24 protein-coding genes are annotated in these 25,231 nt (G+C 55.7%); 8 read left to right on the forward strand and 16 right to left on the reverse strand.

Annotated elements, in window-relative coordinates:
- Nucleotides 1-61 precede the first annotated feature (61 nt).
- Nucleotides 62-832: a DeoR/GlpR family DNA-binding transcription regulator gene (locus ABIB18_RS12880; protein WP_354474245.1), complete on the forward strand. Its 771-nt coding sequence runs from the start codon at nucleotides 62-64 to the stop codon at nucleotides 830-832.
- A gap of 98 nt (nucleotides 833-930) precedes the next feature.
- Nucleotides 931-1,335 carry a GFA family protein gene (locus ABIB18_RS12885; protein ID WP_354474247.1) on the forward strand — a complete coding sequence of 135 codons (405 nt, stop codon included), beginning with the start codon at nucleotides 931-933 and terminating at the stop codon, nucleotides 1,333-1,335.
- A 37-nt stretch (nucleotides 1,336-1,372) separates the two neighbouring features.
- Here the strand turns inward: ABIB18_RS12885 and ABIB18_RS12890 are convergent, their stop codons facing one another.
- The 4 genes from ABIB18_RS12890 to ABIB18_RS12905 form a co-directional block, all read right to left on the reverse strand.
- Entirely contained in the window at nucleotides 1,373-1,858 is a 486-nt protein-coding gene (locus ABIB18_RS12890) for a helical membrane plugin domain-containing protein (protein WP_046289318.1), read from the reverse strand.
- Nucleotides 1,858-4,830 carry a formate dehydrogenase subunit alpha gene (gene fdhF / locus ABIB18_RS12895; protein WP_354474249.1) on the reverse strand — a complete coding sequence of 991 codons (2,973 nt, stop codon included), beginning with the start codon at nucleotides 4,828-4,830 and terminating at the stop codon, nucleotides 1,858-1,860. The genes ABIB18_RS12890 and fdhF overlap by 1 nt, the downstream gene beginning before the upstream one ends.
- Nucleotides 4,831-5,154: 324 nt before the next feature.
- A complete protein-coding gene (locus ABIB18_RS12900) occupies nucleotides 5,155-5,658 on the reverse strand; it encodes a helix-turn-helix domain-containing protein (RefSeq protein WP_082097616.1) in 504 nt (167 codons plus the stop codon).
- 315 nt (nucleotides 5,659-5,973) lie between these two features.
- A complete protein-coding gene (locus ABIB18_RS12905) occupies nucleotides 5,974-6,354 on the reverse strand; it encodes a DUF4354 family protein (RefSeq protein ID WP_031374444.1) in 381 nt (126 codons plus the stop codon).
- 876 nt (nucleotides 6,355-7,230) lie between these two features.
- Here ABIB18_RS12905 and ABIB18_RS12910 point away from each other — a divergent pair.
- A complete protein-coding gene (locus tag ABIB18_RS12910) occupies nucleotides 7,231-7,851 on the forward strand; it encodes a response regulator transcription factor (protein WP_031374443.1) in 621 nt (206 codons plus the stop codon).
- 144 nt (nucleotides 7,852-7,995) lie between these two features.
- On the opposite strand, the gene ABIB18_RS12915 is transcribed toward ABIB18_RS12910, so the two are convergent.
- From ABIB18_RS12915 to ABIB18_RS12930, 4 genes are all read right to left on the reverse strand, one after another.
- Complete coding sequence (locus tag ABIB18_RS12915; protein WP_031374442.1) at nucleotides 7,996-8,388, reverse strand: response regulator transcription factor; 393 nt, start codon at nucleotides 8,386-8,388, stop codon at nucleotides 7,996-7,998.
- A 41-nt stretch (nucleotides 8,389-8,429) separates the two neighbouring features.
- Nucleotides 8,430-8,684: a XapX domain-containing protein gene (locus ABIB18_RS12920; protein WP_046289316.1), complete on the reverse strand. Its 255-nt coding sequence runs from the start codon at nucleotides 8,682-8,684 to the stop codon at nucleotides 8,430-8,432.
- Nucleotides 8,681-8,911: a DUF1427 family protein gene (locus ABIB18_RS12925; protein ID WP_354474253.1), complete on the reverse strand. Its 231-nt coding sequence runs from the start codon at nucleotides 8,909-8,911 to the stop codon at nucleotides 8,681-8,683. Before ABIB18_RS12925 ends, ABIB18_RS12920 begins: the two co-directional genes overlap by 4 nt.
- 61 nt (nucleotides 8,912-8,972) lie before the next feature.
- Nucleotides 8,973-9,665 carry a hydrolase gene (locus tag ABIB18_RS12930; RefSeq protein ID WP_031374440.1) on the reverse strand — a complete coding sequence of 231 codons (693 nt, stop codon included), beginning with the start codon at nucleotides 9,663-9,665 and terminating at the stop codon, nucleotides 8,973-8,975.
- A 302-nt stretch (nucleotides 9,666-9,967) separates the two neighbouring features.
- On the opposite strand from ABIB18_RS12930, the gene ABIB18_RS12935 reads away from it, so the two are divergent.
- From ABIB18_RS12935 to ABIB18_RS12950, 4 genes are read left to right on the forward strand one after another with little or no spacing between them, the layout of a single operon-like run.
- Entirely contained in the window at nucleotides 9,968-11,845 is a 1,878-nt protein-coding gene (locus ABIB18_RS12935) for an amidohydrolase (RefSeq protein ID WP_354474255.1), read from the forward strand.
- Between the two features lie 2 nt (nucleotides 11,846-11,847).
- Nucleotides 11,848-12,270 (forward strand): DoxX family protein, encoded by a 423-nt coding sequence (locus tag ABIB18_RS12940; protein WP_031374438.1) that lies wholly within the window; start codon nucleotides 11,848-11,850, stop codon nucleotides 12,268-12,270.
- Nucleotides 12,257-13,885 carry an MFS transporter gene (locus ABIB18_RS12945; protein WP_031374437.1) on the forward strand — a complete coding sequence of 543 codons (1,629 nt, stop codon included), beginning with the start codon at nucleotides 12,257-12,259 and terminating at the stop codon, nucleotides 13,883-13,885. The genes ABIB18_RS12940 and ABIB18_RS12945 overlap by 14 nt, the downstream gene beginning before the upstream one ends.
- Nucleotides 13,886-13,935: 50 nt before the next feature.
- On the forward strand, nucleotides 13,936-14,757 hold the full coding sequence (locus ABIB18_RS12950; protein ID WP_069729745.1) for an alpha/beta fold hydrolase: 822 nt from the start codon (nucleotides 13,936-13,938) through the stop codon (nucleotides 14,755-14,757).
- 45 nt (nucleotides 14,758-14,802) lie between these two features.
- Here ABIB18_RS12950 and ABIB18_RS12955 read toward each other — a convergent pair whose 3' ends face one another.
- The 5 genes from ABIB18_RS12955 to ABIB18_RS12975 all read right to left on the reverse strand — a co-directional run bounded on the left by ABIB18_RS12955 (nucleotide 14,803) and on the right by ABIB18_RS12975 (nucleotide 20,140).
- Complete coding sequence (locus tag ABIB18_RS12955; protein ID WP_354474258.1) at nucleotides 14,803-15,528, reverse strand: pirin family protein; 726 nt, start codon at nucleotides 15,526-15,528, stop codon at nucleotides 14,803-14,805.
- A gap of 179 nt (nucleotides 15,529-15,707) precedes the next feature.
- Nucleotides 15,708-16,688 (reverse strand): LacI family DNA-binding transcriptional regulator, encoded by a 981-nt coding sequence (locus ABIB18_RS12960; protein ID WP_316553946.1) that lies wholly within the window; start codon nucleotides 16,686-16,688, stop codon nucleotides 15,708-15,710.
- Between the two features lie 84 nt (nucleotides 16,689-16,772).
- Nucleotides 16,773-17,819 carry a sugar phosphate isomerase/epimerase family protein gene (locus tag ABIB18_RS12965; protein ID WP_354474260.1) on the reverse strand — a complete coding sequence of 349 codons (1,047 nt, stop codon included), beginning with the start codon at nucleotides 17,817-17,819 and terminating at the stop codon, nucleotides 16,773-16,775.
- A gap of 23 nt (nucleotides 17,820-17,842) precedes the next feature.
- Nucleotides 17,843-19,072 (reverse strand): MFS transporter, encoded by a 1,230-nt coding sequence (locus ABIB18_RS12970; protein ID WP_031374432.1) that lies wholly within the window; start codon nucleotides 19,070-19,072, stop codon nucleotides 17,843-17,845.
- Between the two features lie 162 nt (nucleotides 19,073-19,234).
- A complete protein-coding gene (locus ABIB18_RS12975; protein WP_046289353.1) occupies nucleotides 19,235-20,140 on the reverse strand; it encodes a DMT family transporter in 906 nt (301 codons plus the stop codon).
- 611 nt (nucleotides 20,141-20,751) lie between these two features.
- Here ABIB18_RS12975 and lplA point away from each other — a divergent pair.
- A complete protein-coding gene (gene lplA / locus ABIB18_RS12980; protein ID WP_069729742.1) occupies nucleotides 20,752-21,768 on the forward strand; it encodes a lipoate--protein ligase in 1,017 nt (338 codons plus the stop codon).
- 38 nt (nucleotides 21,769-21,806) lie between these two features.
- Here lplA and gap read toward each other — a convergent pair whose 3' ends face one another.
- From gap to ABIB18_RS12995, 3 genes are all read right to left on the reverse strand, one after another.
- Entirely contained in the window at nucleotides 21,807-22,808 is a 1,002-nt protein-coding gene (gene gap / locus ABIB18_RS12985) for a type I glyceraldehyde-3-phosphate dehydrogenase (protein WP_046289315.1), read from the reverse strand.
- Nucleotides 22,809-23,143: 335 nt separating this feature from the next.
- On the reverse strand, nucleotides 23,144-23,356 hold the full coding sequence (gene cspE, locus ABIB18_RS12990; RefSeq protein WP_031374430.1) for a transcription antiterminator/RNA stability regulator CspE: 213 nt from the start codon (nucleotides 23,354-23,356) through the stop codon (nucleotides 23,144-23,146).
- Nucleotides 23,357-23,786: 430 nt separating this feature from the next.
- On the reverse strand, nucleotides 23,787-24,986 hold the full coding sequence (locus tag ABIB18_RS12995; protein ID WP_227021901.1) for an MFS transporter: 1,200 nt from the start codon (nucleotides 24,984-24,986) through the stop codon (nucleotides 23,787-23,789).
- Between the last annotated feature and the right edge of the window lie 245 nt (nucleotides 24,987-25,231).

A 25,231-nucleotide genomic window follows, 5' to 3' on the forward strand; every position in this document is an offset into this window, starting at 1 on the left:
GCAGTCAGCGGCGGCGTGATGATGCTCACTATAGCTCGATTGTGATTATTCAGGAGTATTAATGCTCGATTATGCAGCTTTCCCGCAGCAGCGACAAGCGCTGATCCGTGAGATTTTGCAGCAGACCGGACGCGTGGTCTGCGCGGATCTGGCACGCCAGATGGCGGTCTCGGAACACACTATCCGCCGGGATTTGCATGAACTCAGTAAAGAGGGCTTGTGTAAAAAGGTCTATGGCGGAGCGGTATTGCCGCTGCCGGATGCAGGCAGTTTTACCCATCGAAAAGAGCAGGATCATGCAGTAAAAGCCCTGATCGCGCAGCGCTGCGCCAGCCTGATCAACAGCAACAGCTGCATTTTTATTGATGCCGGCACCACCAATCTGGCGCTGGCGCGGGCTCTGCCGGCAGATCTTGCCTTAACCGTAGTAACCAATGCGCCTGATATTGCGGCGGTGCTGTTAGCGCATCCGCGCGCGGAGGTGATCATGCTGGGCGGGCAGATGCAAAAAAGCACCGGCGGCTGCGTCGGGCAAAGCGCTATTCATCAGGTGCGAGGCATGCTGTTCGACCAGGCCTTTATCGGTGGCTGTGCAATGAGCCCGGAAGCCGGACTGACCGGTTTTGACTATGCCGATTGTGAATTTAAAAAAGTGGCCATTGAGCAGAGTAATCAGGTGATTGTCGGCCTGACGGCCGAAAAAATCCCTGCGGTGGCCCGGTTTAAAATCGCGGAATGTCATGCGCTTTCGCTGCTGGTGGTGGAGAAAAAACTGGATAAAGCGTTGCTGAGCGCCTTTGAGGCGGAGGACCTGACGCTGATTACCGTTTAATCTACAGCGCGTCATTTTCCCGCGCTACACTGTTGTGACGGCGTAAACGTGGCAGACGCTATCACGCCAGCCGCTACGCACTTATCCAGGAGATCGCGATGCAAAATGAGATATCGGCACAATGCCATTGTGGCGCAGTGGCGTTCAGCGTGACGCTGAAAGATGGATTTAACACGATACGGCGCTGCAACTGTTCGTTCTGCCGGATGCGGGGCGCGGTTGTGGTCTTTGCCAGCCAGATTGAGGTGACGCGCGGCAAAGAAAAGCTCACCGAATACCGCTTTAACAGTAAGCAGGTCGGCCATTACTTCTGTTCAGTCTGCGGCATTTACACCTTTCATCAGAGCCGTTCACAGCCCGATCAGTATGGTGTCAACGTTGCCTGCCTGGCGGGCGTTTCCCCGTTTGATTTTACCGATGTTCCGGTCAGTGATGGCATCAACCATCCCAAAGATGGCGGAGCCGGCGGCGTCGCCGGACATCTGATCTATAAACCGGCCTGACTCGCAGAGGGTGCGGTCGCGCACCCTCTGCGGTGGATTACTCCAGACTGCTCTTGCCACTAAAACGCGTGATCGGCTTCTGCTCTTCCCCGTCGATTTGCTGCGAGAAAACCTTGAGGGCCGATAAAACCGGACTCAGGCCACGCCACAGTTCATCATCATTCAGCAGCCGGATAATGCCGCGGATCCCTGGCGCGGCTTTGCCGCTATTGGCTTCTTCCCTGGCCGGTTTAATCGCCATCGCCGCATCCCGCAGGGCGAGCAGCAGGTGGTTAAACCTTTCCGGCGGAACGCTGCCCAGCGTCATCATCAACAGCGATAGATTTTGCAGGGCGCTCTGGGTGCCAGGCTGATTCAGACCTGACACCAGAATCTTGCCGATCTCACTATTTGATTTCACCAGATCGTTCGCCAGTCGCAAAAATCCGTGCTGATGCAGGCTTTCGATTAACTCATCCATCGCTTCTCTGGCGGTCTGCTCAGTACGGGTCGGCGTAACCTGATATTTCATCCTTTCTGCCATCAGAATTTCTCCGGTTTTTCAACGTGTTCTGGCGGTTCGCGATAGCCCTGCTGCTGCCATTTCTGTTCCACCGGCAGGTGATCCAGCGACGTGCGTTGGCCATAGCGAAAATTGTGTAACGGTAGAGGATTCGGCTGGATGCGCCGCTCCACACGCTTCATGTTTACCGCCACCTCTTTATAGGCGGGGGTGTTTACGTCCGGATCATGGTGTTCACCGGTCAGCGTATTGACGCCATCCTTTCCGTGGTGGATCGGCATAAACAGCACGTTACCGGCCACCCGATCGGTGATCACTACCGGAACATCCATCGAGCCGCGCCGGGAGGAAATGCGAACCCACTCGCCTTCGGTCAGACCGCGCTCGGCGGCCAGCTGCGGCGAGATTTCCACAAACGCATTCGGTGACAGCGACATAAAACGGCCACCCTGCCCGGTCTGGTTGGTGGACTGGAAATGCTCCAGCATCCGGCCATTGTTGAGCAGCAGGTTATATTCGGCATCTTCCTGCTCGGCCGGCGGCTGCCAGCGTAAGGGATAGAGCCGCGCTTTCCCGTCCGGGAAGTGAAACTGTTCGGTATAAAGCAGCGGCGTGCTTTCACCGTTGGCGTTCACCGGCCAGATTTGCGACTGCCAGCCCACCAGTTGCTCGTAGCTGACGCCAGCAAAGATCTCCGCGATGCCGGCGGCTTCAGCCATGATTGCGCCTGGATTCGGGTAATACCACGGATGCCCGAGCCGCGCGGCCAGATCGGTGAAGATTTGCCAGTCTGGCCGGCTGTCGCCAAGCGGTGCCATGGCAGGCGAGAAATGCTGGATGCGCCGCTCGGTATTGACGAAGGTGCCCTCTTTCTCCACGCTCGGGCAGCCCGGCAATACCACGTCGGCGAACTCTGCGGTGCGGCTCATAAAGATATCCTGCACCACCATGAATTCCAGATTACTGAAGGCTTCATGCACGTTGGTGGAATCTGCATCGGAAAACGCGGTTTCTTCGCCGGTGATATACATGGCGCGCAGTTTGCCTTCATGGGCGTGCTGCACCATCTTGAAGTTATCCGCGCCCGGCTGATCGGACAGCGCTTCAGGATCGACGCCCCAGGCACGCGCCCATTTTTCCCGTACCGCAGCATCGCTGACTTTTTCATAGCCCGGATAAACATTACTCAGGCAACCGAAGTCACTGGCACCCTGCACGTTATTATGGCCGCGCATCGGATAGCCGCCGGTACCGGGCCGGCCATAGTTGCCGGTCACCAGCAGCAGGTTGGATAACGCGGTGCTGGTGTCCGCGCCGTGGCTGTGCTGGGTGATGCCCATCGCCCACAGAATACAGGCGCTGCCAGCCTGGCCGATCATCTCGGCTGCCGCTGTCAGCTCTTCCTCACTCAGGCCGCAGGTCTCGCTGGCAAACGCCAGGGTAAAGGGGGCAAGCGATTCACGGTATTCTTCTACCTGATTAACCCGCTGTGCCAGGAAAGCCTGATCGGCATAGCCGTGATCAAACATATATTTCGCCATCGCCGACGCCCACACCAGGTCGGTGCCGGGTCGGATGCGCAGATAGTGGTCAGCACGCTCGGCCATTTCATGACGACGCGGGTCAACGACCAGCAGTTTCTGCCCCTGATGTTTGTGGCTCTGCTTAATGTGCGAGGCGATAACCGGATGGTTCTCCGCCAGATTGCTACCGACGATAACGATCAGTTCAGTTTTTTGCAGATCGCGAATAGTGCCGGCATCGCCGCCGTAGCCGACGGTGCGAAACAGCCCTTCTGTCGCCGGGTTCTGACAATAGCGCGACGAGTTATCAACGTTGTTAGTGCCGAAGATCAGTCGGGCAATCTTCTGTGTCAGATAAGCTTCTTCATTGCTGGCTTTACTTGAGCCAATAAACCCAATCGCATCGCCGCCATACTGCTGGGCAACCCGGCGTAAACCGTCGGCGACGCGCTGCAGCGCTTCGTCCCAGCTGGCGGGCCGGAAGCGGCCATTTTCACGAACAAGCGGCGTGGTCAGACGCTGCGGGCTATTAACGAAGTCCCAGCCAAACTTACCTTTCACGCAGGTTGAGATGCCATTTGCTGGCGCATCCGCCACCGGTTGAACTTTCAGGATGTGACGATCGCGGGTCCAGATCTCAAAACTGCAGCCGACGCCGCAATAGGTGCAGACGGTTTTGGTGCGTTTGATTTCGGCCTGGCGCAGCGCCACATCGATTTTTGACACGCCGGTGATCGGTTCCATGCCGATACTGTTTTCCAGCGTTTTGACGAAGTCGATCAGCGGACGTTTCAGCCCTTCATCCATGGCGGTGAACGGGCCTGCATCCGGCTGCATGGTTTTTTCCAGCAGCGCGTTACACGGACAGACCGTGACACAGTGTCCACAACTGACGCAACTTGAGCCGGCAATCTCGGTACCGCCATCCCACAGCACCCGCGGATGCGCCTGCGTGTAGTCTATCGACAGCGTTTCATTAACCTCAACGTTCTGGCAGGCCTCCACGCAGCGGCCACATAAAATGCACTGGTCAGGATCGTAGGTATAAAACGGATTGGAGTGATCTTTGGCGTACGGCTTGGGCTGGTGTGGATAGTACTGAATCGGAATATGCATATCCGCCACAGCATTATGTAATGTGCAGTCACCGGTATTGTGTTCACACACCGTGCAGTAGAGTTCGTGGCGGTTAAGCAACCGATCCATCCCCTCCTGCTGCGCCACTTGCAACGCAGCGCCTTCACTCTGCACCTCTAATCCGTCATGGGTACGCAAGGTGCAGCCACGCACCCGCTCGCCATTGGCATCGACCCAACAAACATCGCAGCTCTGTAACGGTGTCAGTGCCGGGTGATAACAGACATGGGGCAGTTTTTTTCCCTGCGCATCAAGAAAATCAATCAAGGGTTGATCAGCTAACCCGGTTAGCCGTTCACCATTAAAAATAATGGTGCAGTGTTCTCCGCTCATATAAGCCTCATGAAGACATTGCGAATAGCTTCCAGCCGAAAAATATCCCTGTATTTATAGGGTTGACTCTTCAGCTTAGTGAGGATTAACAGCCGCGCCACGGATACCGCTACGCTTATTGCGGTTACTCTCTGAATCGTAAACTGTTTTAAAATGTAATGACTTTTTACTGAGCGGCAAAAGCCGACAGCCGCCACTGACGCAGCTGTTTCTTTTGATTAGAGTTATTGCTGAAAACCGGAGAGAGAGTAAGCCAGCAAAGCGGTGATTGCGGCGCTGCTGTCGCAGCAAAACAGCGCGTCTGGTGTTTGACCTGACCGCCCTTCAGGCGGCACAGAACAGCGGCGAGCCATACTGATGTGACGCCAGCGCAAGCCGCAGCCAGGGCGCGGTGTCTGGACTCAGCCGTTCAGACAGGAAACGCTCACAGGCGGGCAGATCGTGACCGTATTGATTGCGAAACGCGCCGGGCGTCAGGGTGAGATATTTACGAAAGGTGCGGGTGAAATTCTGCTGGCTGGTAAAACCGTTTTCCACCGCAATATCCAGCAGACCTTTGTTGGTGGCGATCACCGCCACTGCCGCGCGCATAACCCGGCGCAGACGGATATATTCGCCAAGGTTATAGCCGGTGCGATCGCGGAACGCGCGTTGAAAATGCCAGTGACCGTAACCGCTTTTGCTGGTGATGGTTTTCACCCGGACCCGTTCATCAAACAGGTTTTGTTCAATCCACGGCAGAATATCGCTGACCACGGCATCCATTGCCCTGACGCTACTGCTGCCTGTCGCAGGCAATGTTGCCTGTCTGCTTACCTCCTCACACATAGGCCCTCCGCGCTGAAAGTGACTGAATCGCAACCGGCATGCTGTCCGGCTGGTGCAGCCACGATTATTCCGCTCAGCGTCGAAGATGGATAGTTATACAAACGGATAAGTCACGGGCTTACCGGCCCGATATTCCGACTTTAAAGCCACCGTTCGCTGCGGAGTTAAGGCTGGGAGTGTTTCACTATTTAGTATGTTGTAACTATGTGGCGCGATGTGAATTATGCCGGGCGGCTGCTTAGAGCAGGCATTTTGTCGCGAGAGCTAATCAGGCGAGTTCCAGCGGAAAAGCAGCCCGCAGGCTGCCTTAGCGGATTATTTGCATTCGTCGGAGATTTTAACCAGCGCCGCTTTGAGTACAACATCCTGCTCATCAGCAAACACAGCGATTCCCTTAACCGGCTTGCCTTGTTTCAGAGAGCCGGTGGTTAACGCTTCATCAACAGTATCGATTTTAAATTCTTTATTATCAGGCGTGTAAGCCTTCAGGCAAATCGTTGATAAATCAACAGGATCGCCGGATAAATTGGCTATCGAGACTTCAAAGGTTTTAGTGTAGGAAGTTTTATCACCAATGGATACGGACCCCTGAGATTGTTCGGTCGCATAGACGGCAACATTGCCAGGCGTAACTGCGTTTGCGGCAAAACCCATACCGGCCAGAGTCAGAGATGCAACGATAGTAGAAAACTTCATATTAATACCTGTTTGTCTGTTAAACGTCTAAATTACTGCACTTAAGCAAAATACAGTGCTGCGATGTTACTTAACCCAAACTAAACAGTACCTAAATGTAACAATAGTGAATGGAATTTTGAGGTTACGTGACGAAATTTTGCCAGGCCCGGCTTATCACGACGTCCAGGTGTGCCTGGGCAGTGGCAATCACTGACTCTCCACGCGCTGTACCTCACTCAGTCCGTTCAGCATGATAAGGAGTCAGGATTCATCGGGTCACCCTTGAGGCGCTTAAGCCGTATGGCTGGCTGGATTAATCAATCTAATCTGCGCGCGCTGGTCAATACGCGATAAACACCTGCCGCCCTCTCCCGCCCGACATCTTTAAAATTAACTGGTCCTGTTTTTATCCTGCAATAGAAACGCCGCCGCCATTTAAACGTCTGACATAATAAAAAGTAATTACGTACCGGCAGAATCTTTTGTCAGAATGCACGGACACTACATGGTCTGATCAATTTATTACGCTGACATTCAATATGGATTATTTCTACGGGTGAGTTGCACTATTCAACTGACGATTCTTCTGACACTAAAAAATGACCAAATGATGACAGAATTAATCGGCTTTGATGACCGCTACACGGCGGTTGAAACACTGTTTCAGGAGGTTAACGGCGCCACTCCGTTCATCATTTAACCATTATTTTCAGTTATTTATCTTAATGTCATCAAGGGCGTAATTTATAGATGATAATGAAAATTGTTATGATAAGATTCTGTTAACACCGGTGGTTTTCCGTGGCTGACAGGCTAAGAGTGAAATAACTGCTGATCACTTTACACCACCCAGGTTTGAAACTTTTCTGAAATGCTGGCTGGAATGAGATCTCTATGAATCACATCGTATATATCGTTGATGACGACGCTGCGGTAACCACAGCCCTGAGTAATCTGCTCAGTTCTGACAATTACGACGTTATTTCTTTTTCTTCCGCTGATGATTTCCTCGCGCACGACTTCGCCCCGCTTCCCTGCTGCCTGATTCTGGATATTAATATGCCGGGCGCGGATGGGTTTGAGGTCGCTCAGGTGTTGATTGATCGCGGATTCACCATCCCCACCATCTTCTTAACCGGTTTTGGCACCATTCCTGTTACGGTGCGGGCGATGAAAACCGGCGCTTACGAATTCCTGACCAAACCGGTTGATCCTGACCGTATTCTGCAGGCGGTATCAGAAGCCATGCGTATTGCGGAACAGAATATGGCGACCTCGCAGGAGAAACGTGAGATGACTCTGCGCCATCAGACGCTGACACCGCGTGAAAGTGAGGTGATGTTACTGGCAATTAGCGGACTGCTGAATAAACAGATCGCCGCAGAGATGGGCGTCAGTGAGATTACCGCCAAAGTGCATAAACGGCGGGTGATGGAGAAGATGAATGCCCGGTCGTTATCCGATCTGGTGCGGGCAGCGGAACGGTTGAATATCGCCAACACCCGACGCCGCTAAGGCATTCGGGCAGCCTGTTACTGTAAGGTTGCCCGGTTCAGCCGCGCTCTGCCTTGCCCGATGCAGAACGAGCGCACAAAACCCGAGAGTTGAACGCGGCCAGATAATCCCCAGCGACGGCAGCCAGCTTACCATCGGTTACGGTTACTCTGCGCAGTTGCCTTGGTCGTCAGACAATTCACTGCGGATCAGCTGCAGAAAAGCATCAACATCGATCGGTTTGCGGAAAAAAGTGAGCGCACCCAGCGCAATGGCATACCACAGGGTAGTCTCTTCCAGGTCGGCAGAGATGAAGATTACCGGCGGCAGAGCGGGTCGCTGTTTCAGCAGCGTGAACAGCTCAAAACCGCTCATCCCTTTGAGTCCGACGTCAATGATCAACATGCTCACCTCAGAAAGCGCATTGTCATCTGCCAGTAACGCTTCTCCCGACTCGAATAATCGTGTGGTGTAGCCGTCAGAATGCAATAAATTACTCAGCCCACTCCGGACTGAGCGTTCATCATCAACAATGACAATACGCTGTGACAGCGTCATGCAGTTATCCTCTGAAAGCCCTTACCTGCCTGGTGAAGGACTTAGGGTGCTTTATCGCCGCCCGGTGGCGGTGTACCACTGATTTTGGGGACACATTCGTGGCGGAACCACGCCAGCGTCACCGGTTGTCGGCGGATTAAGCGTTTTCCCAGTGGAATCAACTGCTCACCCACCAGCATGCCAAATAGCCCCACCAGCGCGATCACCGGAGGTGCTGGGGAATTCACATCGATCAGGGCATAGACTACGCCGGCGAGCAGTCCGACAATCAGAGAAATAGCGTACGATTTCATCATGATTGGCCTGCCTGATGTGAAGTGAGAGTGGCTGGATCGGCCGGCTGCAGCAGCGTGGTCGCCGGTCTGGCGGCGGGCAGCCAGGCATGCATCAACGCGCCGCCCAGTAACATTCCCAGCAGGCCGACCAGCGCAATCGCTGGTGGTGCGGGCGAACGGACATTGAGCAGCGCATACAGCAGGCCGATCAGCACGCCTGCGCCGAGTGAAATAATGAGAGGAAACATATCAGGCTCCTGTTCTGCGGCAGTGCTGACCGGCATCAGATGCCGATCAGCAGGCAGCAACTTAGCGTACAGGCGCGTGAACAGGCGCCAGCGTGCGGTGCTCGCTCTTCTGACGTGATGGCGCTTTATGCACCATGGTGTAGGCGTAATCCACGCCAATGCCGTAAGCACCAGAGTGCTCTTTCGCAATGTTCATTACCGCGTCATAGGTATCGCGGTTAGCCCAGTCACGCTGCCACTCCAGCATCACCTGCTGCCAGGTAACCGGCACCACACCGGCCTGAATCATGCGCTGCATGGCATAGTCGTGTGCCTCTTTGGTGGTGCCGCCTGACGCATCAGCCACCATATAAATCTCATAACCGCCTTCCAGCATCGCGCACAGCGCAAAGCTGTTGTTACACACTTCGGTCCACAGACCGGAAACCACCACTTTTTTCTTGCCGTTGGCCGCCAGCGCATCACGCACTTTCTGGTCATCCCAGGAGTTCATTGAGGAGCGCTCTAAAATGTCCTGACCCGGAAATACATCCAGCAGCTCCGGATAGGTGTGACCCGAAAAGCTTTCGGTTTCTACAGTGGTGATGATGGTGGGAATGTTGAAAACTTTGGCCGCTTTCGCCAGCGCAACGGTGTTGTTTTTCAGGACCTGACGATCGATTGACTGCACGCCAAACGCCATCTGCGGCTGCTGGTCGATGAAAATGATCTGGCTGTTATGTGGCGTCAGGACTTCAAGCTTAGCGTTGGACATGTGTTCACCCATAGAGGTTAAGTAACTGGATTTCCGCAAACCGGAACGGAGCAAAATGAACAGCCAGAACGTGTTAATGCAGGCTTTCTCTTCAGGCTGCTGGCTGTCTGGTCGCAGTGTAGGACGGTCGGCGAAACCAGACTATTATCTCTGCGTATAACTATACGAAGGTATAGGTATCCCTTCGTATAACTAGACGCTCCGACAGACCTCTCACCATAATCCGTTCTATTCGTGCCCTGCTCCCTGCAGCGCACTTCCCTGTCCCGCGGCAAGTCGGACAACCCCATTCAGGAGGATCTATGGTTACGCTGGGTAAAGCAGAACTGATATTAACCAATGGCAAATTTCACACCGTTGACCGCAGCAATCCGTTTGCCGAAGCCGTCGCCATCCGCGAAGGCAAATTCGTCGCGGTCGGCTCGCTGGCGGAAGTGATGGAATACCATTGCGACGGCACCAAAGTGATCGATTTGAAAGGTCACACCGCCGTGCCGGGTCTGAACGACTCACACCTGCATCTGATCCGTGGCGGTCTGAACTACAACCTCGAATTACGCTGGGAAGGCGTCCCTTCGGTTGCCGATGCGCTGCGTATGCTGAAGGAACAGGCGCTGCGTACACCGTCGCCACAGTGGGTGCGCGTGGTGGGCGGCTGGACAGAATTCCAGTTTGCTGAACGCCGGATGCCGACGCTCGATGAGATCAACGAAGCCGCGCCGGACACGCCGGTGTTTGTGCTGCACCTCTACGATCGCGCCCTGCTTAACCGCGCCGCGTTAAAAGTAGTGGGCTACACCAAAGAGACGCCTAACCCGCCGGGCGGCGAAATTCAGCGCGACAGCAACGGTAATCCGACCGGCATGCTGATTGCCCGCCCCAATGCGATGATCCTCTACGCCACGCTGGCCAAAGGGCCGAAGCTACCGCTGGAGCAACAGATCAACTCCACCCGCCAGTTTATGCGTGAGCTGAATCGCCTCGGCCTGACCAGCGCCATCGATGCCGGCGGCGGTTTCCAGAACTATCCCGAAGATTATCAAGTGATCGCCGAACTGCATCAGAAGAAGCAGATGACCCTGCGTATCGCCTATAACCTGTTTACCCAGCGGCCAGGCCACGAACTGGAAGATTTCGAAAAGTGGACCGATATGCTGACGCCGGGCCAGGGCAGCGACTATTTCCGCCACAACGGCGCGGGCGAAATGCTGGTGTTTTCGGCGGCAGACTTTGAGGATTTCCTCGAGCCGCGTCCTGACTTAGCGCCAGGCATGGAAGATGAGCTGGAGCGCGTGGTGCGTCATCTGGTCGAGCATCGCTGGCCGTTCCGCCTGCACGCCACCTATGACGAATCGATCAGCCGGATGCTCGACGTGTTCGAGAAGGTCAACCGCGATATTCCGTTTAACGGGCTGCACTGGTTCTTCGACCATGCGGAAACGGTCACCCAGCGCAATATTGATCGTATCAAAGAGCTGGGCGGCGGCATCGCGGTCCAGCATCGCATGGCGTTTCAGGGTGAATACTTTGCCGAACGCTACGGCATTGAAGCCACCCGGCATACGCCGTCGGTGGCGCGGATGCTGGAAACCGGCGTGCCGGTCGGACTCGGTACCGATGCCACCCGCGTCGCCAGCTATAACCCGTGGACCGCACTTTACTGGCTGGTATCCGGACGCACCGTCGGCGGAATGCAGATGTATGACGTTAACGCCCGCCTCGACCGCGAAACCGCACTGATGCTCTGGACCCAGGGCAGCGCGTGGTTCTCCAGTGAACAGGGTAAAAAAGGCCAGATTAAAGCGGGTCAGCTGGCGGATATGGCCGTGCTCAGCAAAGACTTTTTCAGCGTGCCTGAAGAGGAGATCAAAGGCATTGAATCGGTGCTGACCGTGGTGGATGGCAACGTCGTCTATGCTGCCGGTTCATTCACCTCCGAAGCGCCGCCGGCCATTCCGGTTCTGCCCGAGTGGTCTCCGGTGGTTAACGTGCCGGGTCATTACCGCAGCGCGCCGCCGGTAGCGCAGAGCCGCGTAGGCATGATGCCTGCGGCTCACCACTGTAGCGGTCCGTGCGGCGTACACAGCCACTCGCACGATATCGCGCGCGGCTCCAGCGTGCCGGTCGCCGAAGACCACGCCTTCTGGGGCGCGCTCGGCTGCAGCTGCTTCGCGTTTTAATCATGAAGACCTTATTCACTCAGCCGCCCCGGGTTAACGCGGGGCTGTTCTTCCTGCGACTGGCGGGCAGCCTGCTGCTGTTACATGTGCACGGGCTGCCTAAGATCCTGCATTTCAGTGAAGAACTGACGCGTATCGAGGACCCGTTTGGACTGGGTCCGATGATGAGTCTGCTGCCGGCCATTCTGGCGGAGGTGGTGTGTCCGATATTTATCATCCTCGGCTGGGGTACCCGCCTCGCCTGTCTGCCGATCATTGCGGTGTTGCTGGTGGCGATGCTGGTGGTTCATCCCGGCTGGTCGATTGCTGAAGGCCAGTTTGGCTGGCTGTTGCTGATTATCTTCACCACGCTGGCATTAACCGGGCCAGGCGGCTGGCGGCTGGGTGCCAGTGCTCAACAGGAGGTGCGCCATGGCGCAGGTTAATGACATTCACCAGCTCGATCAGGAGGTCAGCGACGCGCCGAAAGCAGGCGCCGTTTCTCCGATGCAGCCGCTGCATCAGCCGGTGTTTCGGATGTTGTGGATTGCCACGGTAGTCTCCAATATCGGCTCGTGGATGAACGATGTTGGCGTCAACTGGACCATGCTAACGCTCAGCGCCGATCCGCTGGCGGTGGCGCTGGTGCAAGCGGCCAGCAGCCTGCCGATGTTTCTGTTCGCCCTGCCGTCGGGCGTGATGGCGGATATCGTTGACCGTCGCAAATACCTGCTGTTCTCCCAGCTGTGGACCTTTATCGCCGCCGCCGGGCTGACGGTACTGGCCTATACCGGCCACGTTACGCCAACGGTATTGCTGGCCGCCGCCTTCCTGCTCAGCGCCGGTGCCGCGATGAGTTCGCCACCGTTCCAGGCGATCGTCCCGGATCTGGTGAGCAAATCGGAGCTGGGTCCGGCGATTGCGCTGAATTCGCTGGGTATCAATATCAGTCGCGCTATCGGCCCGGCGCTGGGTGGACTGATCCTCTCCTTTACCGGTCCGTGGATGGTGTTTCTGCTGAATGCGCTGTCGGTGCTCGGCGTGGCATGGGTGCTCTATCGCTGGAAGGCGGAACCCAGCGTCCAGCGCCTGCCGCCGGAGCACTTCTTCCCGGCCGTTCGCGCCGGACTGCGCTATGTTCACGCTGCGCCGGTATTACGCAACGTGCTGGTGCGCACGGTCGCCTTCTTCCTGTTCGGCAGTGCCGGCTGGGCTTTGCTGCCGCTGGTGGCACGTCGGGAACTCGGCCTCGGTCCGGGCGGTTACGGCATTATGCTGGCCTGTATCGGCATTGGCGCGATTACCGGTGCGGTGATGCTGCCGCGCCTGCGCCGCCGCTTCAGCTCCGATCGGCTGATGGTGCTGGCCAGTCTGTTGTTCGCCCTGACCATGCTGGCGCTGGCATTTGTCCGTCATTTCTGGCTGCTGAATGCCTGCGAGTTCTTTACCGGCTTCGCCTGGATTGCGGTGCTGTCAACGCTGAACCTGGGCGCGCAGCGCAGCGCAGCGAAATGGGTTAAGGCCCGTGCGCTGGCGGTCTACCTGACGGTTTTCTTTGGCTCAATGACGCTCGGCAGCACCCTCTGGGGACAGCTGGCTTCCCACTTCAGCATTCCGGTTTCACTCTGTATCGCCACGCTCGGCATGGTGCTGGCCAGCAGCACGGTGTGGCGCTGGCGGCTGGATCAGGACCCCGATCTGAATCTCGATATGATCGGTGATGGCGTTAACGCCCCGGTGCTGGATATTCGTCATGAACGCGGTCCGGTGATGGTGAATTACGAATACCGGATTAATATTGATGAAGCCCATGCCTTTGCCGTCTGCATGCAGGATATGCGTCGCGTCAGGCGTCGGGGCGGTGCCATCAACTGGTCAGTCTACGAAGATATTCTCCAGCCTGGCATTTTCGTCGAAACCTTTGTGGTGGGCTCCTGGGTAGAACATTTACGCCAGAAAGAGCGCTACACCATCAACGATCAAAAAATCCAGCGTCGGGTTAACGCCTTTCATCAGGGTGAAAATCCGCCTGAAGTTCGATACCTGGTGGCACCAGCCTGACCGGCTGTACAGCAACCTTTCATTCATCACGTCATGTAGAGGGCAATACCATGAGCACACTCAAAACCACCGACGGCACCCATATTTATTTCAAAGACTGGGGCACCGGTAAGCCTGTACTGTTCAGCCACGGCTGGCCGCTGGATGCGGATATGTGGGACAGCCAGATGAATTTCCTGGCAGAGCGCGGTTACCGGGTTATCGCTTTTGACCGTCGTGGCTTTGGCCGTTCCGAACAACCCTGGACCGGCAACGATTACGATACTTTTGCTTCTGATATTAACGATTTGATTAATCATCTCGATCTGCAGGATGTCACACTGGTGGGTTTCTCAATGGGCGGCGGTGATGTGACGCGCTATATCGGCCGTTACGGCACTGCACGTGTGGCGGCGCTGGTATTGCTTGGCGCGGTAACGCCGGTGTTCGGCAAAATCGCTGATTACCCGCAGGGCGTCGATCTGTCGGTGTTTGCCGGTATCCGCGATGGCCTGCTGAAAGATCGTGCGCAGTTCATCAGTGATTTCGCCACGCCGTTCTACGGCCTTAATGCCGGTCAGACCGTTTCGGAAGGCGTGCTGACCCAGACGCTGAACATTGCGCTGCTGGCCTCACTGAAGAGCACCGTTGATTGCGTTACCGCCTTCTCCGAGACCGATTTCCGTGCCGATATCGCCAAAGTAGATGTGCCGACGCTGGTGATCCACGGCAGCAACGACCAGGTGGTGCCGTTTGAATCCACCGGTAAAGTGGCCGCAGAGATGATTGAAGGATCAGAACTGAAGGTCTATGACAATGCGCCACACGGTTTCGCGGTGACGCATCAGGATCAACTGAATCAGGATCTGCTGGCGTTTTTGAACGCGCGTTAACAGCAAAAAACTGCGCGGTGCAAGCCGCGCAGTTTTTATTAACGGTTAACGGGTCGGATGATTGACTTCATTTGGCCGCAGGTCGAACACCAACACTTCCGCGTCGTTACCGCCACTGAAGGTCAGAGTTTTCTCGTCACGCACCCGCGCACCGTCTCCGGCATTAAACTGCAGTCCATTAACGGTGATACTGCCGCGCGCCACATGAATATAAGCGTAGCGATCGTCCGGCAGCGTCAGGGTTTGCTGCTCGACTCCGTCGAATAAGCCTGCATAGATACGGATATCCTGACGCACCCGCAGCGCGCCATTTTCTCCTTCCGGCGAAATAATCAGCCGCAGATTACCGCGTTTATCCGCTTCACTGATCGAAACCTGCTGATATCCCGGCGGGCTGTTTTTCTCTGCCGGCACCACCCAGATTTGCAGGAAGTGCACGCCATCGGTACTGGAGTGGTTAAACTCACTGTGCGTCACGCCACTGCCGGCGCTCATCAGCTGCACGTCGCCGGGCACGATAACTGAACCGGTACCCATCGAATCTTTGTGCGCCAGTGCGCCTTCCAGTACGTAAGAGATAATCTCCATGTTGCTGTGGGGATGCGCACCGAAGCCCCGTCCTTTCGCCACCCGGTCATCATTAATGACCAGCAGATCAGAAAAGCCAACCTGTTTCGGGTCCCAGTAGTTGGCAAAGGAGAAGGTGTGACGTGAATTCAGCCAGCCGTGATCACCGACGCCGCGTTGTTCTGACAATCTTTGCTCAATCATGTTCTGCCCCTTAACGTGCTGTTTAATGGTGTGAAGCGCGAGTGCCCTTCGTTAGAAACAGCATATAAGTAAACCTGATCGTCGAACAATGGCGTCAAAAGCCAATCACTGTCACGGATTAGTGGACAATAACACTAAGCGGTATTTCGCATGAAAGCGGGAGGCTGATAAGTGAGGTGTTAGCTGCTGGCGCGGAGGATTAATTCGCCGGTCATGATGATGCGCTGCGGCGACGCGTCGGGCCGGGCAATTTTCTGCAGCACCAGTTCGCACGCCTGACGGCCTATCTCACGTGACGGCTGGGCCAGGGTGGTAAGCGGCGGCGAAACCATGCCGGCCAGCTCGGTGCCGTCAAAACCAACCACGGCGATATCGTCCGGGATGCGCAGGCCAGCCTGCTGAATAGCCGCCATTGCACCGGCGGCAAGCGTATCAGAGACGGCAAACACCGCGTCTGGCCGGGTTTCAGCCTGCAGTAACAGATTCATCGCCGCCTGACCGGCGCTAAAACTCAGCTCACTGGCGTAGGCGATCGCCTGCCAGCTCAGCCGTTGTTGACCGAGCTGTTGCAGATAACCCTGCTGACGCAGCCGGGCATAGTTGTAACTCAGATCGTGATTGATCAGGCCGATGCGCTGCCGTCCCTGTTCAGCCAGATACCCGACCACCTGCCGGGCGGCAACGCGATCGTCAATACCGACACAGGAGGTCGCGCCACTGTCGTCATATTCAGCACACTGCACCCACGGCGCAGTGCCAATCAACTGACTCAGCTCGGCCAGTTTACTGAACGCATCCATGGTGATGATGCCATCTACCATTTTGCCGGAGAGCAACTGCAGGCTGGAACGCGACCGCTCGATATCTGAACCTGAATTACACAGCAGAATGCGATAACCGTTTTTCTCAGCCTGCTCCTCAATCCCTTTCACCACTTCAGCGCAAAACGGGTTAGAAATATCCGAGACCATCACCAGAATCATGGAGCTGCGGGCGGTACGCAACTGACGCGCCAGCAGGTTAGGCTGATAATTACTCTCTTTGATCGCCTGCAGCACCTTCTGGCGATTGCGATCTTTGACACTGTCGCTGTTATTTAACACCCGTGAAACCGTGGCAACCGAGACCCCGGCCAGCCGGGCGATTTTCTGAATCGACATTATGGCAACCCTTGCTCAAATCGGTGACAGGCAGGCTAACACATTTTTCTGCACCGCTGCGTCGCCCGCCCGACCTTCAGGGACTCAGTCCAGCCCCAGTTGCCTGCGTACCGGCGCCGCGGCGGCGGCAAAATCGTCAAAAGCGCGATCGGCGACCGGAATAATATGGCGACGGATAAACTCTGCGCCTTCACGCGCGCCGGTCTCGCCCTCTTTCAGGCAGCATTCCCATTCCAGCACCGCCCAGCCTGGGTAATCGTACTGCGCCAGTTTGCTGAAAATGGTTTTAAAGTCGATCTGCCCATCGCCCGGCGAGCGGAAACGCCCGGCCCGCGATAGCCACGGCTGATATCCGCCGTAAACGCCACTGCGGCCATTGCGCAGAAATTCGGCATCCTTAACGTGAAACGCCTTAATCCGCGGATGATAGATATCGATAAATTGCAGATAATCGATGTGTTGCAGATGGAGATGGCTGGGATCAAACAGAATATTGCAGCGCGGATGATGATTGACCTGCGCCAGAAATCGCTCAAACGTCACGCCATCATGCAGATCTTCGCCCGGATGAATTTCATAACAGAGATCAACGCCGTGCCGGTCAAAGCTGTCCAGCACCGGTAACCAGCGGCGCGCCAGTTCGGCGAAGGCCTCATCGAACAGCGCCGGGCTTTGCGGTGGCCACGGATAGAACCACGGCCAGGCCAGCGATCCGGAAAAGGTCGCATGCGCCTGCAGGAAGAGTTTTTCCGAAGCCGCTGCCGCGCGCTTTAGCGTGGCAATGGCCCACTCAGTACGCCTGGCCGGATCGCCGCGCAGCGCCGCCGGAGCAAAACTGTCGAAGGCAGCATCAAAGACCGGATTTACCGCGATCAATTGCCCTTCCAGATGGGTTGAAAGTTCACTGATTTCCAGTCCATAGCCCGCCAGCAGACCGCGGATATCGTCACAGTAGGTCTGACTGACGGCCGCCTGCTCAACATCAAAAATCGCGGGCTGATGACAGGGGATCTGCAACGCCTTGTATCCCAGTCCCGCCGCCCATTCAGCCAGTCCGGCCAGCGAATTAAACGGTGGCCGATCGCCGATAAACTGCGACAGGAATATGCCCGGCCCTTTTACTGTTTTCATCTCCACCTCCTTAAATGAAACACTCAATCCCGATATCTGAACGAGAACAGGAAAATAATCGCAATCAGCGCCGCCGCCACCGCCGGGATCCACCAGAAAATGGCCCAGCTCTCCGCGCTGGCATTGCCCGCCACCAGCTGGTTATAGAGCGCGCCGGAGATCTGCGATCCCAGCAACATGCCAATGCCATAAGTAAACATCACCACCATGCTCTGTGCCTGACCTTTAACCTTTTCACCGGCAATGCGATCGGTATAAATAAAGCCCACTACAAAGAAAAAGTCATAGCAGACGCCGTGCAACAGGATGCCGAGATAGATCAGACTGCGCGTCTCATCACTCATCCCCAGCGCAAACAGCGCATAGCGAACAAACCACGCCGCCATGCCAATCAGCAGCATGTATTTCACGCCAAGGCGACGAAACAGCAGCGGGATGATCAGCATAAAGACGATTTCCGACATCTGCCCCAGCGACATCAGCGTACTAACGTTCTGAACCCCGGCATCCGCCAGCCAGGATGCGGTGAAGGCGTAATAGGTCCCGAGCGGAATCGAAATCAGCGTGGCGCACAGTGCAAACACCAGAAAATGACGCAGCTTAAGCAACGCAAAGGCATCGGCACAGAACAGGTCCCGCACTTTGAGCGGCAACCCTTTGGCCGGGGCCGGCGTATGCGGCAGCGTCAGGCTGTAGATAGCCAGCACCAGCGAACTCAGCGCCGCCAGCTGGAAAACCGCAGTACTGGCGGAAATGCCGGTTACGCCAATAAATATCCCCGCCACGATCCAGCCGATAGTGCCGAACACCCGGACAACCGGAAAACTTTTCTCACTGCTGGCCAGGCTGTGAAACGCAATGTTATTCGACAGCGCCAGCGTCGGCATAAAGCAGAGGGTATAGCCGAATAACAGCGCAATCAGCAGCGCGCCGTTTTCATCGATCAGCGCCTGCGGCACCAACCACATAATCACCGCGCCCGCGAGATTCATTACCGCCATCACCTTTTGCGACGGAAAGAAGCGATCCACCAGCATACCGAGCACGAAGGGCGATAAAATCGAGGCGATCGGCCCGGCCGAAAACGCATCGCCAATCAGCAGCGACATATTATGCTGGGTCATTACCAGACCCAGGGTGACTGACCAGCTGCCCCAGATGAAAAACTGCATAAACATCATCAGGGAAAGACGTGGAACCAGCAGCCGCTGCTGCATGCGCTGACGCGCACTCTCCTGCACTGTCGCTATCATCAGAACCTCGTCATTTATCATCGATTACCGGTTGGTGAGCTGTAAAGTAATCGATTACAAATGATCAAACTTTCGCCGCGATCACAGTTCATCCGGCTGGATAGCGCCTCGATCGGAAAACGCGATCGCGGCGAGGTTTTAGCTGAAGTAATCGGCAAGGTGTTAAGAGCTGGCGTTAACAATCCGGCTGCGGCGAAAGCGGTAACGCTCATACAGCACTGAATAGAGCCCGCCGAGCACCACCAGAATTGCGCCGATGACGGTAGTGGATTCAGGCAGATTCCCCAGCAACAGGTAACCCACCGCCACCGACCACAGCAAAGTGGTGTAATCAAACGGTGCCAGCAACGAGGCTTCGGCGTAGCGCAGACTTAAGGTCATCAGAATCTGCGTGATGCCGCCCAGCAATCCACAACCCACCAGCAGCAGCAGTTGCGATCCGTGCGGTATTTTCCAGCCGCCGATCAGGGTGATTAGCGAGGTTAAGGCAGTGGTCACCGCGAACCAGAAGGCGATTGCGCCCGGCTTCTCTTTCCCATTGAGAAAACGTATCTGCACCAGCGCGCAGGCGGTACAAAACGCCGCCATCAGCGCCAGTAAAATCCCGGCAGAAGCGGATAGCGAGAAGCTGGCATTGAATGACAGATGTCCGGAGAACATCACCATGATGCCGCTGAATCCGGCCACAACCGCGACCCAGCGATGATGCCGCACCTTTTCACGCAGCAGCAGCGCCGCCAGTAGCACGGTAAACAGCGGAGCCGCATAGTTAATCGCGGTGGCATCGGTCAGGGAGATATAAAGCAGCGACAGGTAGCTGAAATAGAGGCCGCCGGTGCCCGCCAGACCGCGCAGGAAATGCCCGCGAACATTCCGGGTGCGGATGCCGTCCAGTACGCTGCCCTGCACCCGCAACCAGATCATCAGCGGCACCAGCGCCAGCACCGATCGGAAAAAGATCACTTCACCGACCGGAATAGCGCCATCCAGCCCTTTTACGCAGGCCAGCATCAGCGTCGAACTTAACGCAGCCAGGATTTTCATCACTATGCCAGCAGAGGCGTTCATAACGGCAGGCACCTATCGGGACGAGTAAAATAAGCAGCATTATCAGTGCGCTTAAGCGACGTGAACCTCAATATTGGCATAATGGCGCACCGTGATGTGCCGGGATTGGCTGGCAGACGGCATTTAATGTTTTTTTACCGCTGCCGGACAGCATGAAGAATTCACGCGGCCTGGATTAGGGTGGTGGGTAGAAGGGAAAACGGCTTCAGGGTGAGCGGTGTTCTGAGGTTGGGTTTATTGATCGGAACAGGCAATACCCGCTAAAAAGCAATAATTGCGTCAGGCTGAAAACGGCGCGATGGCCATCGCAGCTGCCAGTTCCCTGATACCGATATCCGGATCTTCAATCATAGCGGAAATGATTCCACCCGCTTGCGGAGGATTATGCATTGTCATCAGTGATCATCCTCATCATTCAGCAGGTTAGCGTCACCGACTCTGAACTCAAAGGTGATGCGCCAGTTTCCCGTAACCGTAGTCGACCAGCATGCAGAACATACCTTCCCGCTTCTGCCGGAACGCGCGTCCGCTTAATGTCGCTACGCTCTGCTGTTACACTGTGTCATCTGCCTGACAGCCGGGCGCCCTCTCTTAAGGAACGGGAGTAATTGATGTCCTCGTTACGTTTATTGTTATCTGAGTCGAACGATCCCTGGTTTAACCTGGCGGTGGAAGAGTGCATTTTCCGTCAGATGCCAGCGACCCAGCGGGTACTGTTTTTATGGCGCAATGCGGAAACCGTGGTGATCGGCCGAGCGCAAAACCCGTGGAAGGAGTGCAATACCCGGCGTATGGCAGAGGATGGCATCCGGCTGGCCCGTCGCAGCAGCGGTGGCGGCGCAGTGTTTCACGATCTCGGCAACTGCTGCTTCACCTTTATGGCCGGTAAACCGGACTATGATAAGAGCGTTTCAACCGCAATTATTCTGCGTGCGCTGGCGAAACTGGGCTTGCCGGCCGAAGCGTCAGGACGTAACGATCTGGTGGTCAGCACCGCCGACGGACTGCGCAAGATATCCGGATCGGCTTACCGGGAAACGCCCGATCGCGGCTTTCACCACGGCACTATTCTGATCAACGCCGATCTGTCACGGCTGGCAGATTACCTTAATCCCGACGTTAAAAAATTGCAGGCCAAAGGCATCACCTCGGTGCGCGCCAGAGTGGCGAATCTGGCGGAGTTAAGCCCTGGTATCAGCTATGAGGCGATTTGTGCCGCGGTGACCGAAGCCTATTTTGAACATTTTAATGCGCACTGCGAGCCTGAGTACATCTCACCGGCAGCGCTGCCCGATCTGCCGGGCTTTGAACAGCAGTTTGCCCGCCAGAGCAGCTGGGAATGGAATTTTGGTCAGGCACCGGACTTCTCGCATCTGCTGGATCAGCGGTTTAGCTGGGGCGGCGTTGAGATTCACTTCGACGTTGAACGCGGTGTTATCTCGCGCTGTCAGATTTTTAGCGACAGCCTCAATCCGACGCCGCTGGAAACGCTGGCGCAGCGGTTACAGGGCATCGCTTACCGGCCGGAGGCGCTGGACGAGGTATTGATTCAGCTCAGCGCTGATTTCCCGCAACAGCAGCAGGAACTGAATGAATTGCAGCAGTGGCTGGTAGCCAGCCTGCGTTAAAGGCGAAAAAGGCCGTTCCTGAGAACGGCCTGACCGGCTTAAAGATTGACGAATTTGTGCAGCACCCGCACCAGCTGAGTGACAAAGCCATATTCGTTGTCATACCACGAGACGGTTTTAACCAGTTGCAGATCGCCCGCTTCACTGATTTCAGTCTGGCTGGCATCAAAAATCGACCCGTATGGCAGCCCAATCACATCGGAGGAGACAATCGGATCCTCGGTATAGTTAAACGACTCGTTGTTTTCGCACGCCTGCTTCAGGGCAGCGTTTATCTGGTCGACCGTGACCTTCTTCTCCAGAATCGTCACCAGCTCGGTGACCGATCCGGTTTTGGTCGGCACGCGCTGCGCATGCCCTTTTAGCTTGCCGGCCAGTTCAGGGATCACCAGGCCAATCGCCTTCGCCGCGCCGGTAGTATGCGGAATGATGTTCTCTGCCGCCGCGCGCGAGGCCCGGAAATCTTTGCCGCGCGGCCCGTCCACCAGCGCCTGAGTGCCGGTGTAAGCATGGATGGTGGTCATGGTGCCGACTTTGATGCCGAAACTGTCATGCAGCGCTTTCGCCATCGGCGCCAGGCAGTTGGTGGTACAGGAGGCAACCGAAACAATGGTGTCTTCAGCGCTGAGCGTGTCGTGGTTGACGTTAAACACTACGGTCTTCATCTCCCCCGCTGGCGCGGAGATCAATACCCGTTTCGCCCCCGCATCGATATGTGCCTGAGCTTTTTCTGCTGAGGTATAGAAGCCGGTACACTCAATCACCACGTCTACGCCCAGCTCGCCCCACGGAATGTTGCGCGCCTCTTTCTCGGCGTACACGGTGATTTTTTTGCCATCCACCTGCAGCGCTTTGTCACCCGCCTCAACGCTGAACGGAAAAGCGCCGTAGTTGGTGTCATATTTCAGCAGGTAGGCCAGCATTTCTGGCGAGGTTAAATCGTTGATGGCAACGATTTCAACCGCTTCCTGCTGCTCAAGAATGCGTCTGAGGACCAGACGGCCGATACGTCCAAAACCATTAATGCCGATCTTCTTCATTTGGATCTCCAGCATGTCAGTATGTCAGGGGTTTTTGTCACGTGTTCAGCATCAGCGTAGTCAGGGGCGCGCCGATGTTATGGGCTAAAAATAGCATCAGACCAGGCTGAAGAAGGGGCAATCTATGCGCCGGAGAGGCAAATGGGTAACAGCAGAGAGAAAGATGCAGAACAGAATAAGTCAGCGGAGATAAACACAGACATTATTTTAATTTCAGGGCGGACTAAAAAAACAAAAAACCCGCACAAGGCGGGTTCTGTTAATTATCAATTTCAGGCTTATCTGCTCAGGTTATTACCGTCATCGCGATTGTAAGCGTAATTGACAATTAAAATTTACAGCGGGCTGACGTTAGCTGCTGATGGGCCTTTAGCGCCGTTTTCAATAGTGAATTCGACCTGCTGACCTTCATCCAGAGTTTTATAATCGTTGCCCTGAATTGCAGAGAAATGTACGAATACATCTTTGCTGCCATCCTGAGGAGAGATAAAACCAAAACCTTTACCAGCGTCAAACCATTTTACTAAACCAGTCATTTTATTAGACATCGATACTTCCTTAATTTATGAGCCACTAAGTGGCGAAGATGGCCTGTCTTTCAGAGGGATACTTACTAGGCACTTAGGAGGAGACTCACGAAGAAGGGGTATCTTTTGATATCGCTTGCACTGAGGACTGCTTTACTAAAACTGCTTTCATAAGGTCTGTGTTCCAAACCGATGACGCTATTAAGCCACGCCTCACCGCTTTTATCAAACACTATTTTAATTTAATTTTAACATCCAGACGTCCGGAGCGCTTTTAATCGCAGCGGTATGTTTTTCAGGCGGGGAAATTTGCGCTTCGCCTGGCGGAAAAATAAAGCGATGCGCCGGAAAAATAAATAACCCGGCGCGGGATAATACCGGGAAATAAAAAAGCTGAAATAACGCGCAACGATAAACTCACTCATCCCTCGTTGCGCTTCAGATGCGGGGATTACGCCGGTTCAGGCTGCTGTCGTGCGGCATGACGCGCCGTCACGGTAAACACCATCAGACCGGCAATCCCCAACGCCACGCCGACCCAGGCGGTTGAGATCCAGCCATAACCCAGTGACACGGTCAGCCCTCCCAGCCAGGCACCCATCGCGTTAGCAATGTTCAGCGCTGAGTGGTTCATCGCTGCCGCCAGCGTTTGCGAATCATTGGCAACGTCCATCAGGCGAATCTGCAGCGACGGCAGCAGCACCGAACAGGTGCCAATCAGGAACGTGGCCAGTAATCCGGTTGCCACATGTTGCACCAGCAGGGGGAAGGCGGCCATCACCAGCACATTCCACAACAGCGTCCAGCCAATGATATTCAGTACCGCACCGTCAGCAAGCCGTCCGCCCACCAGGTTGCCGATAATCATCCCCAGTCCGAACGCCACCATTGCCCACGGAATCAGCGCAGCAGACATTCCGGCCAGGTTGATCAGCGTCGGCGCAATATAACTGAAGATGGCAAACATACCGCCAAAACCTACCGCGCCCACCAGCAGCGTCAGCAGCACCTGAGCATTTTTCAGCGCACCTAGTTCGCGCAGCGGATGCGCATCCGCATCGCCTGGGGTGTAAGGCACGTAGCGCCCAATCAGCAGACAGGTCAGCAGCCCAATCGCCCCGACAAAGGTAAAGACCACGTGCCAGCTGAACAACTGCCCGATCCACGAGCCCAGCGGTACGCCAATCAGGGTCGCGACCGTCAGCCCGAGCATCAGTGACGCCAGCGCCCGTCCACGTCGTTCGATCGGCACCAGCGAGGCGGCCACCAGTGATGCCACGCCAAAGTAAGCACCGTGCGGCAGGCCGGTCAGAAAGCGCGCCACCAGCAGTCCGTGATAGCTTTCAGCCATGGCGCTGGCGACATTCCCCAGGCTGAACAGTGCCATCAGGATCAGCAGCAGTGACTTGCGCGCCATCCGTGCGGCGAGCACGGCAATCACCGGCGCGCCCACGACTACGCCCAGCGCATAGCTGGCGATGGCGTTACCGGCCTGCGGCTCAGTGATCGCTAATGAGCGTGAGACGTCGGGCAGCAAGCCCATCATGATGAACTCGCCGGTGCCGATGCCAAAACCTCCCAGCGCCAGTGCCAGCAACGCCCAGCGGGCAAAGCCGGCAGCGTCGGTTTGACGATTATTTTTTAACAACATATTTTCCCAATGGATTGAACAGATAACAGAACCGCAGAGCCGGATAACGGGCATCCCGTCGCCCGGTAAGCGCGGGCAGACTATAGAAAGGAAGAACCGCCTTAGCAACCCGATAATGTGACACAGCGCACGCTTACCCCGGTCGTGAACCGCTGTTGCAGCCGCCGCTGCTCTCCAGCCAGCGGTAAAAATCTGGCTGAGAGATGAGATCTGGTTCACACTTTTGTCAGCGGCAATGTTGCCAT

Origin of the sequence: Pantoea sp. UYEF8 (assembly GCF_040546285.1) — a bacterium.
GTDB lineage: Bacteria > Pseudomonadota > Gammaproteobacteria > Enterobacterales > Enterobacteriaceae > Pantoea > Pantoea brenneri.

What these genes read in the sequence shown, in the direction of transcription:
- ABIB18_RS12880 (WP_354474245.1), top strand. Translation starts at nt 62, where the DNA reads ATGCTCGATTATGCAGCTTTCCCGCAGCAGCGACAAGCGCTGATCCGT.
- ABIB18_RS12885 (WP_354474247.1), top strand. Translation starts at nt 931, where the DNA reads ATGCAAAATGAGATATCGGCACAATGCCATTGTGGCGCAGTGGCGTTC.
- ABIB18_RS12890 (WP_046289318.1), bottom strand. Translation starts at nt 1,858, where the DNA reads ATGGCAGAAAGGATGAAATATCAGGTTACGCCGACCCGTACTGAGCAG.
- fdhF (WP_354474249.1), bottom strand. Translation starts at nt 4,830, where the DNA reads ATGAGCGGAGAACACTGCACCATTATTTTTAATGGTGAACGGCTAACC.
- ABIB18_RS12900 (WP_082097616.1), bottom strand. Translation starts at nt 5,658, where the DNA reads ATGTGTGAGGAGGTAAGCAGACAGGCAACATTGCCTGCGACAGGCAGC.
- ABIB18_RS12905 (WP_031374444.1), bottom strand. Translation starts at nt 6,354, where the DNA reads ATGAAGTTTTCTACTATCGTTGCATCTCTGACTCTGGCCGGTATGGGT.
- ABIB18_RS12910 (WP_031374443.1), top strand. Translation starts at nt 7,231, where the DNA reads ATGAATCACATCGTATATATCGTTGATGACGACGCTGCGGTAACCACA.
- ABIB18_RS12915 (WP_031374442.1), bottom strand. Translation starts at nt 8,388, where the DNA reads ATGACGCTGTCACAGCGTATTGTCATTGTTGATGATGAACGCTCAGTC.
- ABIB18_RS12920 (WP_046289316.1), bottom strand. Translation starts at nt 8,684, where the DNA reads ATGATGAAATCGTACGCTATTTCTCTGATTGTCGGACTGCTCGCCGGC.
- ABIB18_RS12925 (WP_354474253.1), bottom strand. Translation starts at nt 8,911, where the DNA reads ATGTTTCCTCTCATTATTTCACTCGGCGCAGGCGTGCTGATCGGCCTG.
- ABIB18_RS12930 (WP_031374440.1), bottom strand. Translation starts at nt 9,665, where the DNA reads ATGTCCAACGCTAAGCTTGAAGTCCTGACGCCACATAACAGCCAGATC.
- ABIB18_RS12935 (WP_354474255.1), top strand. Translation starts at nt 9,968, where the DNA reads ATGGTTACGCTGGGTAAAGCAGAACTGATATTAACCAATGGCAAATTT.
- ABIB18_RS12940 (WP_031374438.1), top strand. Translation starts at nt 11,848, where the DNA reads ATGAAGACCTTATTCACTCAGCCGCCCCGGGTTAACGCGGGGCTGTTC.
- ABIB18_RS12945 (WP_031374437.1), top strand. Translation starts at nt 12,257, where the DNA reads ATGGCGCAGGTTAATGACATTCACCAGCTCGATCAGGAGGTCAGCGAC.
- ABIB18_RS12950 (WP_069729745.1), top strand. Translation starts at nt 13,936, where the DNA reads ATGAGCACACTCAAAACCACCGACGGCACCCATATTTATTTCAAAGAC.
- ABIB18_RS12955 (WP_354474258.1), bottom strand. Translation starts at nt 15,528, where the DNA reads ATGATTGAGCAAAGATTGTCAGAACAACGCGGCGTCGGTGATCACGGC.
- ABIB18_RS12960 (WP_316553946.1), bottom strand. Translation starts at nt 16,688, where the DNA reads ATGTCGATTCAGAAAATCGCCCGGCTGGCCGGGGTCTCGGTTGCCACG.
- ABIB18_RS12965 (WP_354474260.1), bottom strand. Translation starts at nt 17,819, where the DNA reads ATGAAAACAGTAAAAGGGCCGGGCATATTCCTGTCGCAGTTTATCGGC.
- ABIB18_RS12970 (WP_031374432.1), bottom strand. Translation starts at nt 19,072, where the DNA reads ATGATAGCGACAGTGCAGGAGAGTGCGCGTCAGCGCATGCAGCAGCGG.
- ABIB18_RS12975 (WP_046289353.1), bottom strand. Translation starts at nt 20,140, where the DNA reads ATGAACGCCTCTGCTGGCATAGTGATGAAAATCCTGGCTGCGTTAAGT.
- lplA (WP_069729742.1), top strand. Translation starts at nt 20,752, where the DNA reads ATGTCCTCGTTACGTTTATTGTTATCTGAGTCGAACGATCCCTGGTTT.
- gap (WP_046289315.1), bottom strand. Translation starts at nt 22,808, where the DNA reads ATGAAGAAGATCGGCATTAATGGTTTTGGACGTATCGGCCGTCTGGTC.
- cspE (WP_031374430.1), bottom strand. Translation starts at nt 23,356, where the DNA reads ATGTCTAATAAAATGACTGGTTTAGTAAAATGGTTTGACGCTGGTAAA.
- ABIB18_RS12995 (WP_227021901.1), bottom strand. Translation starts at nt 24,986, where the DNA reads ATGTTGTTAAAAAATAATCGTCAAACCGACGCTGCCGGCTTTGCCCGC.